Origin of the sequence: Mammaliicoccus sp. D-M19 (genome assembly GCF_022386695.1) — a bacterium.
GTDB classification, from domain to species: domain Bacteria; phylum Bacillota; class Bacilli; order Staphylococcales; family Staphylococcaceae; genus Mammaliicoccus; species Mammaliicoccus sciuri.
In genome coordinates this window covers 86,242-99,158 of record NZ_JAJNHW010000003.1, presented here as the reverse complement: position 1 = coordinate 99,158, position 12,917 = coordinate 86,242, and the positions used below count along the sequence as shown (strand labels likewise).

Below are 12,917 nucleotides of genomic sequence, written 5' to 3'. Positions count from 1 at the left end.
GGGATATTTCTCGGAATTCTGTCCGTAAGCGCCCATGATAGGTACATTATTCGGAATTCTGTCCCCAAGCACCATATACAAGCTCAAACTTAAATTATCATCTCTTATTAACTCATATTGTTAACGCTTACCTATCTAAACGTTTTATAATGGAATAGAAAACATAGAATTTAGACGGGAGGTCATTTTATGAAGAAATTAATGAATGAAAAAACAAACTTTGTAGCGGATATGCTTAAGGGAATCGAAGTAATGGATAACTCAGTTGAAATTATTAGTGACAATGTTGTCGTTCGTAAAAATGTTAAAAAGAGTGGTGTTGCTTTAGTTTCTGGTGGTGGATCTGGTCATGAACCTGCACATGCTGGATATGTTGCTGAAGGTATGTTAGATGCAGCTGTATGTGGTGAAGTCTTTACTTCTCCTACACCAGATAAAATTCTCGAAGCGATTAAACATGTCGCGACTGATGAAGGTGTCTTATTAATCATTAAGAACTATGCCGGAGATGTTATGAACTTTGAAATGGCACAAGAGATGGCAGAAATGGAAGGTATTTCTTGCCAATCAGTTATCGTACGTGATGATATTTCTATTGAAAATGAACAAGATAGAAGAGGTGTAGCGGGTACAGTTCTTGTACATAAGTATGCCGGCTATCTATCTGATAATGGATATAATTTAGCAGCTATTAAAGAAAAAGTAGAATCATTTATTGAAAATATTAGAACAATTGGAATGGCCATTTATCCTTGTTTAGTACCAACAACTGGTCAATACGGATTTGATTTAGATGATAATAAAATGGAGATTGGTATTGGTATTCATGGTGAACGTGGTATTTATCAAGAAAATATTGAAACAATCGATAAAATCATTAATCGTTTAATGCATGAACTTGAAAAGGAAGTTTCTGATAAATCATTAATCGTTATGATTAATGGTATGGGTGCGACACCAGATTCAGAACTTGCAATCATCGCGCATTATTTTAATGAATATGCAGAGCAAAATGAATTAGAGGTTAAAAAATATTTTGTTGGTAATTATATGACTGCACTCGATATGCAAGGATTTTCTATTACATTAGTGCCTTATCAACAAGAAGTTGAAGAAGCATTTAACGCACCGACAGAAAGTAAATATTTTAAATAGGAGGCATTTTAAATGAACGCAGAAACATTGTTAAACAAACTTAAAGATTTAAGTCATACGTTTGAACAAGAAGAACAAAATTTAACGCAATTAGACAGAGCAATCGGTGATGGCGACCATGGTGTTAATATGTTACGCGGATTTAAAGCAGTGGACGAAAAAGTTACAGGAGATACAGTGAGTAATATATTGAAATCTACTGGCATGACTTTAATGAGTTCAGTAGGTGGTGCATCAGGTCCACTGTATGGATTTAGCTTTGTTAAAATGGCAGGTCTAGATTATGACGAAATCACTTCTGATAATTTATTAGAATATATAAATACTTTTAAAGATGCAGTTGCAGCTAGAGGTAAAGTAACAGGCGGCGAAAAAACAATGTATGATGTGTTATTAAAAGCCTCAGATCACTTATCGAATGGCGATTCATTATCTGAAGATGTGTTGCAACAGTTCGCTGAAGATACTAAAGATTTAGAAGCAACTAAAGGTAGAGCAGCCTATTTCAAAAAGGATTCTATAGGACATATAGATCCTGGTGCTCAAAGTATGGTTTATGTATTAAAAGCTTTAAGTGAGGGTGTGTAAATATGGCGACAATAGGTATTATTAGTCATAGTAACGATATCGCACAAGGTGTAAAAGCATTATTGGAACAAATGTCTCCAAGTGTTACAGTTATCGCAAAAGGTGGGACAAATGAAGGTGAAATCGGCACAAGTATTGATACGGTTAATGAAGTGATTGATGCATTAACTGAAGATGCATTGTTATTTTACGATATTGGTTCATCTGAAATGAATTTAGAAATGGCGTTAGACTTATATGATGGTGAACATAAATTGTACAAAGTAGACGGTCCCATTGTAGAAGGTGCATTTTTAGCAAGTGTATCTTTATCAACAGGTGCAACATTAGAAGAAGCAATGGAAAGTATTAAAAGAGAATTTCATCAATAATTTAAATTCTTTAAGATGAAATATATTTTAAATGATATAATTGCTCTACTAATGATTTTAACAAGGTGGAGAAAGAAGAATGAAGATATCGAACAAGAAATTATACGAAAAAGTTGCAGATGTCATCATATTAGATATTAATGAAGGTCGTTTGAAAATAGGAGACCGCTTACCATCTATAAAGGCTTTATCTGAAAGTTTTGGGGTAGGACAAGCAACGATAAGAGAAGCATTGAATGCGTTAAGAGCAATGGGCTATGTTGAAATTAAACACGGGCAAGGTACTTTCATCGTTGAAAGAGAAGAAGTTTATTTTAATATCGAAGCAATCAATGGAGACGTTAAAGATATTGAAAATTTACTAGAAGTCCGTAAAATTGTTGAAGTCGGTGTATCAAGACTAGCAGCAGAAAAAAGAACAGATGATGACTTGCATGCTATTGAATCTGCATTAAAAGATATGAAACAAGCCATTCAAGACAATGAATTAGGAGAAGCTTCTGATTTGAAATTTCATTTAGCTGTAGTAGAAGCGGCTAAAAATGATATGCTTAAACAATTATTGTTAAATGTATCTGAAATCATGAGACATACAATGAAAGAAACGAGAAGGATTTATTTATATACGAAAAGTAAATCAATCGAGAAGTTATATAATGAGCATAAAGAAATTTTTGAAGCTATTAAATCTCAAAATGCAGAGCTTGCGCAACATAAGATGGCATTTCATTTAGAAGAAGTTGAGAAAGTTGTACTTAGTAATATTAAAAAAACAGAACAATAATAATTGATGATGATAACTGCTATTAATGTCTAACAGAGACATGATAGCAGTTTCTTATTTTATGCAAAATTAAAAGCGATAAGCTTCAGGAGGCTTATCGCTTTAGGGTATGTAACCCCATCCGTTCCATTTCATAATCATATATAAAGACTTCTTACAGTTAATAATAAATTGCATGATGTCTATTCGAAAATGAAGTACATTTATTACAACTTATCATCTGTATACTTAGTATAAGGTCAACGGTGCACTTTATCAATGTTAATTCTTAAAAAAAGATGCCAAATTTACACTTAAATGCGATTTAAAATTTTATATAAAGACTTGTTATAAAAATATTTGTAAAATTATCAGAACCTTCAAAAAATAAGTGCTATTTGATATACTGTTTTTAATTTACTGATGGGAGGATCACATATGAACCAAACAAAAGAAAGGGTTTCAATCATAAATAGATTTCTTAATTTAATAGAAAGAGCAGGTAATAGATTACCAGATCCAAGTATACTATTTTTCTTCTTATGTGCAGCGTTAATATTTCTGTCTTGGTTTATTTCATTATTTCACATAAAAGTTGAAAGTCCTGCAACTGGAAAGACTGTAGAAGTTACAAATTTAATTTCTAGAGAAGGTTTCGGAAAAATTATTAGTGAATCTATCACGAATTTTTCGGAATTTCCCGCATTAGGCTTAGTACTAGCAGTTATGTTAGGGATAGGTGTTGCTGAAAAGACGGGGTATTTTGATAAGTTAATGATACAAGTTGTTCAGAAAGCACCTAGAAAAATCATTGTACCAATTATTATATTTGTAGGTATTATCGGTAATGCTGCAGGAGATGCAGCGCCAGTCGTGTTACCACCATTAACAGCATTAGTCTTTATAAAGTTAGGTTATCATCCGATTGCTGGACTTGCGATGGCTTATGCCTCAGCACTAGGTGCATTTGCTGCGAACGTTACATTAGGTATGAGTGATGCGTTAGTATATGCGTTTACGAAACCAGCAGCTGAAATAATTGATAAAGATATCAATTTAAATGTCGCGATGAACTGGTATTTTATTGCAGCATCAACAATTATATTATTACCAGCTATTTATTACGTCAGTATGAAAGTCGTTATTCCGCGTTTAGGTATATATAAACCTGATGAAGGTTCTGAGGATCAAAGTGATGATAATGAAATTAGTGCAAAAGAAAGTAAAGCATTGAAGTTTGCGAATATTAGTTTCTTTGTTGTTGTAGCGTTATTACTTGCTTTAGCGATTCCTGAAAATGGTTGGTTAAGAAATCCAAAGACAGGTAGTTTAATTGATAAAGCACCATTGATGGATGGTGTAGGTATCATTATTTTAGTTATCTTTTTCGTGCCTGGATTTGTATATGGTATTCTTTCCGGGAAAATCTCAAATACAAAAGATTTAGGAAAAATGTTATCAGATTCCATGTCCACAATGGGTAGCTTTATCGTTATTGTATTTTTTGCTGCTCAACTTTTAGCATATTTAGAATGGAGCAATTTAGGTATTGTGATCTCTGTAAAAGGTGCAGAATTATTGCAAGGTCAAAATGGAGTCATCTTGATTATTGGATTTATAATTTTAAGTAGTCTTATCAATCTATTAATCGGAATTGCCTCAGCTAAATGGGCAATATTAGCACCAATCTTTATACCAATGTTTATGTTATTAGGCTATCATCCAGCATTTACACAAATGGTTTATCGTATCGGAGACTCCATTACAAATCCGATTACACCGATGATGCCATATTTACCATTATTACTTTCATATGCTCAAAAATATGATAAAAATATGAAACTAGGTACATTAATATCTAGTTTAATGCCATATTCAATTGTGTTAGGAATCGTTTGGCCATTATTTATGATTATATGGTACTTACTTGGTATACCTCTAGGACCAGGAGGAGATATTTATTTTAATAAATAGTATTATGCATTTTAATAATTATAAAATTAATAATAGTTATAAATTCGATCTATCTGTGTTATGAGTATTCCACAATATAGTGTCGTTATGGTACAATCACCATTGGTACATTAAAACGATTATAAAAATAAGCGGTATACAATATATAACAACAATAAGAAAAGGATGATTGAATGTCTCCATTAATTTTAAAGCCTGTATTCAAAGAACGTATATGGGGTGGTAGAAATTTAGAAAATATGGGATATAACCTGCCTGAAGGACGAATCGGTGAATGTTGGGGAATATCTGCACATGTAAATGGGCCAAACGAAATCGCAAACGGACCATACAAAGGACAAACTTTAGATGAAGTTTGGTTAAATCACCCAGAACTTTTCGGTAATCCTACAGAAGAAAAGTTCCCATTATTAACTAAGATTCTTGATGCAAATGATCAACTATCTGTACAAGTACATCCTGATGATACATATGCACGTGAACATGAAAACGGTGAATTTGGTAAGACAGAATGTTGGTATATTATAGATGCTAAAGAAGATGCAGAAATTATATATGGAACATACGCAAACACAAAACAACAATTAGAAGAATTTATACAGAATGAAGATTGGGATCATTTATTTAAACGCGTAAAAGTAGAAAAAGGAGACTTCTTCTATGTACCTAGTGGAACAGTTCACGCAATAGGTAGCGGTATAATGATTCTAGAAACACAACAAAATTCTGATACAACATATAGAATTTATGATTATGACAGAATTGATAAAGACGGCAAGAAGAGGGAACTTCATTTAGATAAGAGTATCGACGTTATAACAGTAGGTGCACAAAGTCCAAATGTACCACCTAAAAAGATTGATGATGAAGAACAAAAAGGAACATTATTAATCGAAAGCGACTTCTTTACAGTTGCAAAGTGGGAAATTAGTGGGACATTTAATTTTAGAAAACCTAGAGACTATTGCTTAGTAAGTGTGATAGCTGGAAGCGGAGAAATTATTACAGATGGTAATGTATTTGAAGTAGAAAAAGGCGATCATTTAATCATGACAGCAGATGATTTAGATAATCACATAAATGGTGAATTAGAAGTCATCATTAGTTATGTGTAGATAGGGGTCTATCAAATGAAAAAATTTCTATATTTATCATTAGTATGTGCAGTCATTGCAGGATTAGGTTTGTTTTTCGGAATGCCTAAGTATCCAACGCCAGTCATACCATTTATCATTGCGTTAATTGGTTTAATACTTGCAATCTCTACATTAAAAGATAAAGACATATCAGCAGGACTCAAAATAGGCGGCATATTAGTCAATCTTATGCCATGCTTAGCAGGGTTATCGCTGATCGTATAAATCATAATAAATCAACAGTAGAAATTCTGTAATAGAATTTCTACTGTTTTTATGTATGATAGGGTACAAAATCAGGATGTAACGCACGAAGACTCGTAGATATCGTGCGCTAGGGTACAAAATCAGGGTGTACTGCACGAAGACTCACGCATATTATCTTCCTACCCACCTCCTCAATTTACCTTGCGCTATTTATAATATGCGATTTATTATATTTGTTCATTTTCTAATTAATCTTTAAAAGTAATATACTATTATAGGATTAATGAAAATGAAATAAAACTGTAATATAAACGATAAACATTACGGTGTATAATTAATAAGAATTCATAAAAAAACTGTAAGAAGATGGAGGTAAGTTATTTTGAAGAAAAAGACAATAGCGGCATTTGTTGGTGCTTCGGTGGCAGTTGCAGTATCTTCTCATCAAGCGGAAGCAGCAACTTATAAAGTTAAAAGTGGAGATTCTTTATGGCTGATTGCTGATAAACATAATACAACGATTGCGAAAATTAAAAGCTTAAATAAATTAAGTTCAAACCTTATTTTTCCTAATCAAGTATTGCAAGTTCCTGGAACTTCAAATTCATCAAGTACATCAAACACGAGCTCAAGTAATACTTCAACTTCATCAACGACATATTACACAGTAAAATCGGGAGATACATTAGGGGTTATTGCTGGTAAATATGGTACAACGTATCAAAAAATTATGTCATTGAATGGGTTAAGCAACACAATTATTTATCCGGGACAAAAATTAAAAGTTAATGGTACAGCAACTTCTAGTAGTAACACGGGTAGCTCTAGTAATAGCGGAGCGTCTAATGCTTCAAGCAGCACTTCTACTTATACAGTTAAGTCAGGAGATTCACTATCAGCGATTGCAGCTAGATATGGAACGACATACCAAAAAATTATGTCATTAAACGGTTTGTCAAACTTTATCATTTATCCGGGACAAAAATTAAAAGTGAGTGGAACAACTTCAAGCTCAGGTTCTACTTCTAATTCAAATAACAACAGTGGATACACATCACCGACATTCAATCATCAAAACTTATACGACTGGGGTCAATGTACTTGGCATGTATTTAATCGTCGTCAAGCTATAGGTAAACCAATTAGTACTTATTGGTGGAATGCAAATAACTGGGCAAGTGCAGCTGCTAAAGACGGTTATGTAGTCAATCATAGACCAGCAGTAGGATCAATCCTTCAATCATCAGCTGGATACTATGGCCATGTATCATTTGTTGAAAGAATTAATTCAAATGGAAGTATTCAAGTATCAGAAATGAACTTTAGTTCATCACCAGGAGTACTAACTTACAGAACGGTACCAGCTTCTCAAGTTTCAAGCTATAATTTTATACATTAATCAGTGAAGAGTCTTGGACATTATGATGTGTCCTCGGCTCTTTTTTTATGATTGTAAACATAGACATGAGTGTGAATGTCTTATACAATGTTAATATTAATGTGTTGTTAAAAAAGTAAATTTTAAGCGTAATTATTATATGAAAAAGTTAAGATATCAAAGTAAACATCATTATGAAAATCGATCATTATAGATATTAAGGAGTATACATATGTCTGAAGAAAGAAACTACTTTTGGTTAAATTGTGGATATAATAGGTGGCGTCATACGGAACCATTAGAAGGCCAAACTGCAGTGTTTGAATCAGGTGCAAGCTTTAATCCAACGCAAGGCTATCATGCATTTAAGACAGCCAAACCAGGAGATAAAGTGATTTATTATCAAGTACAAAATCAAGTCGGCTTACTTGGGTTCGGTGAGATCTTACAAGTTCAAACGGGTGGTAATCAAAAAGTAAGTATCCAATTTAAGTTTGAGCAATCTTTAACAATGTTATCTATTGAATATTTAAAGAGAAGTGAACAATTAGAATCTAGAATTAAACAGATGACAGAACAATTGTTTAATCGAATTACGAAAGAAGAATTCGAATTAATTATAGGCTTGGGACAAGGCGCTATAAAAATTCCTAGGTATTTCTTACTAACAGAAGAAATTCAATTTGAAGAAGAGCAAACGTATACAATTTTTACACATACTGTAAATGGTATAAAGAGAAATGGTTATACATACTATACTCAGTTAGAAATAGGAGACCAGATTATATTTTTAAGTAGAAATGCTAATCAGTCTATAATAGGAACTGGGGAAGTGTCAGATAGTATACATAAGTTGCCACCACAACCAGGTAGAACAGATTCTACGTGTATTGAAGTTAAATATCATGAAGATATTAATCCTGTGAATATTGGCGAATTAAATAGACATCAAACTTTAAAGAAATTATATTTCTTGCAAGATAGTTCAAAACAATCTATTGCTAATTTAACAAAAGCACAATATGATGCAATGATAGATATGAGTAACGGGACGTACAAAGAAAGTTCTAGCAATCAATATGAGATGTCTGTGCAACGTGAGCAGGAAAATGAACCTAAAAAAGATAAACCTATTATTTTAATGCTTTGTGACAATAAGGAAGACGGTTTGAAAAAAGCGAAACATTATGTTGAACGTGAACTTGCTAAAGGTATATATACAGTAGGTCATCCTGATTTCTCAGAAGAAATGTTATATGGTCGATATTTACCAAATGAAAGTGGCGCTTTATATTATAGAGAAGGTTTCATTACAGGACATATTACGAACTCAGAAAGAGAATGGCTAGTGATTGACCAGTTTGAAAGAATAGATCCAGAAATCTTTCAATTATTCTTAAATGTGCTTGATGGCCACGAAATGACATTACCAAGATATAATCACGAAGGTAAAATGGTGAAGTGGAGTTTAGAAAAAGACTCATTCTATCGTCATAATCCTAAATGGCGCATGATTGGTTTATGTTATGGTTCGATTGAAGAAATTAAAGAACAATACTCACATCAATTTTTAAAACATTGTAGAGTATTACATGTAGGATAAAATAGACGGAATAAAATCTTAACACTTAAGATTTTATTCCGTTTTTATATTTTTAAAGGTTTATAAATTGCAGAATATTCTGTAATATAGAATTATGCTTGGTTTATATTTCACAAATAAAATAGCAAAGGGGTCATTTTATGGAGAAAATCGTAGCATTCTCAGATTGGTTATGGGGGTATCCAATCGTCACACTTTTATTAGTATCAAGCTTATTTTTAACATTGTATTTAGGTTTAATTCAATTCAGACATTTTGGTTACATGATGAAACAAACTTTTGGAAGTATTAATAAAGAGCCTAAAGGAGAAGGTACGATTACTCCGAGGCAAGCGTTAACGTCTGCTTTATCATCAACAGTAGGTGCGGCAAACATTGTCGGTGTACCTACAGCCATTATGATGGGTGGACCTGGTGCAGTATTTTGGATGTTAGTGATCGCGTTTCTAGGAATGGCATTAAAATATTCCGAAAATGTACTAGGTATATATTATCGTGAGAAAAACGATAAAGGAGAATTTGTTGGTGGACCTACATATTATATGAAAAAAGGTTTCAAAAATAAAAAAGTCGGACTAGTATTCTCGTTTGTATTTGCATTTGCTTTAATGATTGAACTTATCCCAAGTATTATGGTACAAGGGAATTCAGCAGCAAGTACTGTACAAGATACATTCGATATTCACATGGGTATAACAGGAATTGTACTAGCTGTTATTGCAGCTTTAGTTGTATTTGGTGGTATTCAGCGTATTGCAACATTTACCGAAATGATCGTACCGGTTATGGTAGGCTTATATTGTATTATGGGCTTCTTGATTATTATACTGAATATTCAACATGTGCCTAGCGTAATTGCTTTAGTTGTTGAGAAGGCTTTTAATCCAGATGCGGCATTAGGTGGTAGTTTCGGTGCTGCGTTAGCCACAACAGTACGTTGGGGATTTGCACGTGGTATTTATTCGAATGAAGCAGGTCTTGGTACGTCACCAATTGCACATGCGGCTGCAAAGACTGACCATCCTGTAAGACAAGCATTCTGGAGTGTAAGTGAAATTGTTGTAGATACATTAATCATATGTAGTACGACAGCATTTGTCGTTTTAGTATCTGATGTTTGGAAAGATAATGATGCTAAAGAACAATCTGCTGCACTTACAGCTCGTGCATTTTACAATGCGTTTGGAACATTTGGAAGCTGGATTGTTTCTATCTCTATGGTCTTTTTCGTATTCTCAACAATCATTGTTGTTATATACTATGGTTCAAGAATGGCAGAATATTTATTTGGCTTAACGGCAGGATTTATTATGAAGATTGTTTATGTACTATCAATCGCACTTGGTGCATTCGGTGCTGGTACACAACTCTGGAATTTATTAGACATTGCACTTGCATGTATATTGATTCCAAATATTATCGCAGTCGTGATGTTAGCGCCTAAAGTTAAAAGTTTAACAACAGAATTCTTTACTGGAAAAGAATTCTATTTAAAAGATAAAACTAAAAAGTAAGTATCTACAATTAATTGAATACAAGAAAAAGATTATAACGATTACAGTTATAATCTTTTTTTATTTGTAAAATTATAGTACTTCTATGCACTTTGTGAGTTAGTCAATTCGGTTTGATAATTAACTGCCATAAAAATACATAAATTGTCAAATATATATTTAAATTCCATATTGATGTTATTTAATTTTGTGTTAAAATTATTTTAAGAAAATCTAATTAATGGAAAAAACAGGAGGTCAGACTATGAAGACTCAATCTTATTCAGAAGCAATTTCAACATGTTCAGCGTTTTTCGATCAGCAAAATAAAATTGATAATATCTTTTTAGTTATTGAACAAAAGTATGGTCTAAAGAAGCATGAATTTTTCTTTTTAATGAAATTAAATGAAGTGGAAGAAGTACATCTTAAAGATGCTATTGAAAAAGGCTATATTAAACAAAATAAATCAGCGAGAGCGATCAAACGTTTATTTGAGAAAAGATACATATTAAAAAATCGCTTAAAATCAGACGAACGAGCAGTAATTTTACGTTTTAACAATGAATATAAAGAAGAATTCAATGAAATTATGCAAGAAGTTATATATATGCTTAATGAATAGTTATATGAGTTATAAGTATGAGCCTGGCACATAAATATTTGTCCAGGCTTTGTAATTATGGCATTGTATTATGTAGCATGAAATATTAAAATTATAAATGTAAGCGCTTTATTTTAGGAGGTTATCTATGGAGAAGAATAGTACATCTAAGAAAGAGATTAGTTTCTTTTGGGCCGTTGTGCCATTTTTATTTATGATTATCAGTATGTTATTTACGGTAGTCGTTTTAGAACAAGCTCCGCACATACCGTTAATGATAGGAACAGCAATTGCTGCAATTGTAGCGTACTATCATGGTTATAGCTGGCAAGACATTGAAGAAATGATGTATAAAGGTATTAGGCTAGCCTTACCAGCAATCGTCATTATCATTTTAGTTGGACTGATCATTGGTGCTTGGATAGGTGGAGGCGTAGTAGCCACAATGATTTACTATGGCTTGAAATTAATAACGCCATCATTATTTTTAGTAACCATCGCAGTTATTTGTGCAATCGTATCATTAGCAATTGGTAGTAGTTGGTCAACAATGGCAACAGTTGGTGTAGCAGGTATGGGAATCGGATTAAGTATGGATATTCCAGCTGGCATGATAGCCGGAGCTATTATATCTGGATCATACTTTGGTGATAAGATGAGTCCATTATCAGATACGACAAACTTAGCAGCAGGACTAACAGGTACGGATTTATTCGATCATATTAAACACATGTTCTATACGACAGTACCTGCCGTTATCATTTCACTAATTGTATTTTTTATTTTAGGACAACAATTTTCAGCTGGTAATATGGATCAAGCAAAAATTGATGCTATCAATAGTGAAATGCTAAATAAATTTACAATTTCACCGTGGCTGCTGCTCGTACCCGTAATTGTTATAATATTAGTAACATTTAAAGTGCCAGCAATCCCAGCTTTAGTCGTCGGTATTGTCTTAGGATTCTTATCACAAATATTTATTCAAGGTGGTAGTCTTCATGACAGTGTGAAAACATTACAAACTGGTTTTGTACTAGAAACAAAAAACGACTTAGTTAAAGAATTGTTCAACAGAGGTGGATTAGAATCCATGTTCTATACAATTTCAATGACTATAGTTGCTATGACATTTGGAGGCATCCTAGAATACTCAGGCATGCTGAAAGCTATCATTACAAAAATTTTAAAAATCGCAAAAGGTACTGGTGGTTTAATAGCATCTGTTATTATCTCATGTATAGGTACAAACGCTTCATGCTCAGAGCAATACATATCGATTGTAGTTCCTTCAAGAATGTACATTAATACATTTTTGGAAAGAAGGCTACATCCGAAAAACTTATCACGTGCACTTGAAGACGGTGGTACAGTAACTTCAGTATTCTTCTTATGGAATACATGTGGGGTATTTATCGCCCAAACATTGAATGTGAATGTATTAGAATATGGTATTTATGCAATCTTTAATTATACAGTACCAATTATATCCATCATCTTTGGATATGTAGGATTTAAAATTATCAAAATTAATGAAGAAGAATATAAAGAATTTAAAAAACAAGCTACTTAATAATAGAAATGAAGAGGGGAGCGGGACAGAAATCTAATTTGTAAAAAAAGATTTCGTAGTCCCGCCCCGGCA

General features: G+C 32.8%; 12 protein-coding genes. All 12 read left to right on the top strand.

Annotated elements, in window-relative coordinates:
• Positions 1 to 189 precede the first annotated feature (189 nt).
• The 12 genes from dhaK (at position 190) to nhaC (ending at position 12,845) form a co-directional block, all read left to right on the top strand.
• On the top strand, positions 190 to 1,155 hold the full coding sequence (gene dhaK / locus LQ675_RS08580; RefSeq protein WP_075578131.1) for a dihydroxyacetone kinase subunit DhaK: 966 nt from the start codon (positions 190 to 192) through the stop codon (positions 1,153 to 1,155).
• A gap of 12 nt (positions 1,156 to 1,167) precedes the next feature.
• Positions 1,168 to 1,743 carry a dihydroxyacetone kinase subunit DhaL gene (dhaL, locus tag LQ675_RS08575; RefSeq protein WP_048541023.1) on the top strand — a complete coding sequence of 192 codons (576 nt, stop codon included), beginning with the start codon at positions 1,168 to 1,170 and terminating at the stop codon, positions 1,741 to 1,743.
• A gap of 2 nt (positions 1,744 to 1,745) precedes the next feature.
• A complete protein-coding gene (gene dhaM / locus LQ675_RS08570) occupies positions 1,746 to 2,114 on the top strand; it encodes a dihydroxyacetone kinase phosphoryl donor subunit DhaM (RefSeq protein ID WP_048541021.1) in 369 nt (122 codons plus the stop codon).
• A gap of 79 nt (positions 2,115 to 2,193) precedes the next feature.
• On the top strand, positions 2,194 to 2,898 hold the full coding sequence (locus tag LQ675_RS08565) for a FadR/GntR family transcriptional regulator (RefSeq protein ID WP_025906426.1): 705 nt from the start codon (positions 2,194 to 2,196) through the stop codon (positions 2,896 to 2,898).
• A 417-nt stretch (positions 2,899 to 3,315) separates the two neighbouring features.
• Positions 3,316 to 4,851: an AbgT family transporter gene (locus LQ675_RS08560; RefSeq protein ID WP_239727482.1), complete on the top strand. Its 1,536-nt coding sequence runs from the start codon at positions 3,316 to 3,318 to the stop codon at positions 4,849 to 4,851.
• A gap of 173 nt (positions 4,852 to 5,024) precedes the next feature.
• A complete protein-coding gene (gene manA, locus LQ675_RS08555) occupies positions 5,025 to 5,966 on the top strand; it encodes a mannose-6-phosphate isomerase, class I (protein ID WP_048541016.1) in 942 nt (313 codons plus the stop codon).
• A 15-nt stretch (positions 5,967 to 5,981) separates the two neighbouring features.
• Positions 5,982 to 6,212, top strand: coding sequence for a hypothetical protein (locus LQ675_RS08550; RefSeq protein ID WP_048541014.1), 231 nt, complete (start codon positions 5,982 to 5,984; stop codon positions 6,210 to 6,212).
• 364 nt (positions 6,213 to 6,576) lie between these two features.
• Positions 6,577 to 7,593, top strand: a complete 1,017-nt coding sequence (locus LQ675_RS08545) for a LysM peptidoglycan-binding domain-containing protein (RefSeq protein ID WP_048541012.1) — start codon at positions 6,577 to 6,579, stop codon at positions 7,591 to 7,593.
• A gap of 211 nt (positions 7,594 to 7,804) precedes the next feature.
• Complete coding sequence (locus tag LQ675_RS08540) at positions 7,805 to 9,175, top strand: EVE domain-containing protein (RefSeq protein WP_048541010.1); 1,371 nt, start codon at positions 7,805 to 7,807, stop codon at positions 9,173 to 9,175.
• Positions 9,176 to 9,315: 140 nt separating this feature from the next.
• Positions 9,316 to 10,689 carry an alanine/glycine:cation symporter family protein gene (locus LQ675_RS08535; protein WP_048541009.1) on the top strand — a complete coding sequence of 458 codons (1,374 nt, stop codon included), beginning with the start codon at positions 9,316 to 9,318 and terminating at the stop codon, positions 10,687 to 10,689.
• A 244-nt stretch (positions 10,690 to 10,933) separates the two neighbouring features.
• Positions 10,934 to 11,293 (top strand): transcriptional regulator, SarA/Rot family, encoded by a 360-nt coding sequence (locus tag LQ675_RS08530; RefSeq protein ID WP_048541006.1) that lies wholly within the window; start codon positions 10,934 to 10,936, stop codon positions 11,291 to 11,293.
• A gap of 127 nt (positions 11,294 to 11,420) precedes the next feature.
• Positions 11,421 to 12,845 carry a Na+/H+ antiporter NhaC gene (gene nhaC / locus LQ675_RS08525; RefSeq protein WP_075578128.1) on the top strand — a complete coding sequence of 475 codons (1,425 nt, stop codon included), beginning with the start codon at positions 11,421 to 11,423 and terminating at the stop codon, positions 12,843 to 12,845.
• Positions 12,846 to 12,917 lie beyond the last annotated feature (72 nt).

Coding starts and splice junctions, on each gene's coding strand:
- LQ675_RS08560 (WP_239727482.1), top strand. CDS start 3,316: ATGAACCAAACAAAAGAAAGGGTTTCAATCATAAATAGATTTCTTAAT.
- dhaM (WP_048541021.1), top strand. CDS start 1,746: ATGGCGACAATAGGTATTATTAGTCATAGTAACGATATCGCACAAGGT.
- manA (WP_048541016.1), top strand. CDS start 5,025: ATGTCTCCATTAATTTTAAAGCCTGTATTCAAAGAACGTATATGGGGT.
- LQ675_RS08550 (WP_048541014.1), top strand. CDS start 5,982: ATGAAAAAATTTCTATATTTATCATTAGTATGTGCAGTCATTGCAGGA.
- LQ675_RS08535 (WP_048541009.1), top strand. CDS start 9,316: ATGGAGAAAATCGTAGCATTCTCAGATTGGTTATGGGGGTATCCAATC.
- LQ675_RS08565 (WP_025906426.1), top strand. CDS start 2,194: ATGAAGATATCGAACAAGAAATTATACGAAAAAGTTGCAGATGTCATC.
- dhaK (WP_075578131.1), top strand. CDS start 190: ATGAAGAAATTAATGAATGAAAAAACAAACTTTGTAGCGGATATGCTT.
- LQ675_RS08530 (WP_048541006.1), top strand. CDS start 10,934: ATGAAGACTCAATCTTATTCAGAAGCAATTTCAACATGTTCAGCGTTT.
- nhaC (WP_075578128.1), top strand. CDS start 11,421: ATGGAGAAGAATAGTACATCTAAGAAAGAGATTAGTTTCTTTTGGGCC.
- dhaL (WP_048541023.1), top strand. CDS start 1,168: ATGAACGCAGAAACATTGTTAAACAAACTTAAAGATTTAAGTCATACG.
- LQ675_RS08540 (WP_048541010.1), top strand. CDS start 7,805: ATGTCTGAAGAAAGAAACTACTTTTGGTTAAATTGTGGATATAATAGG.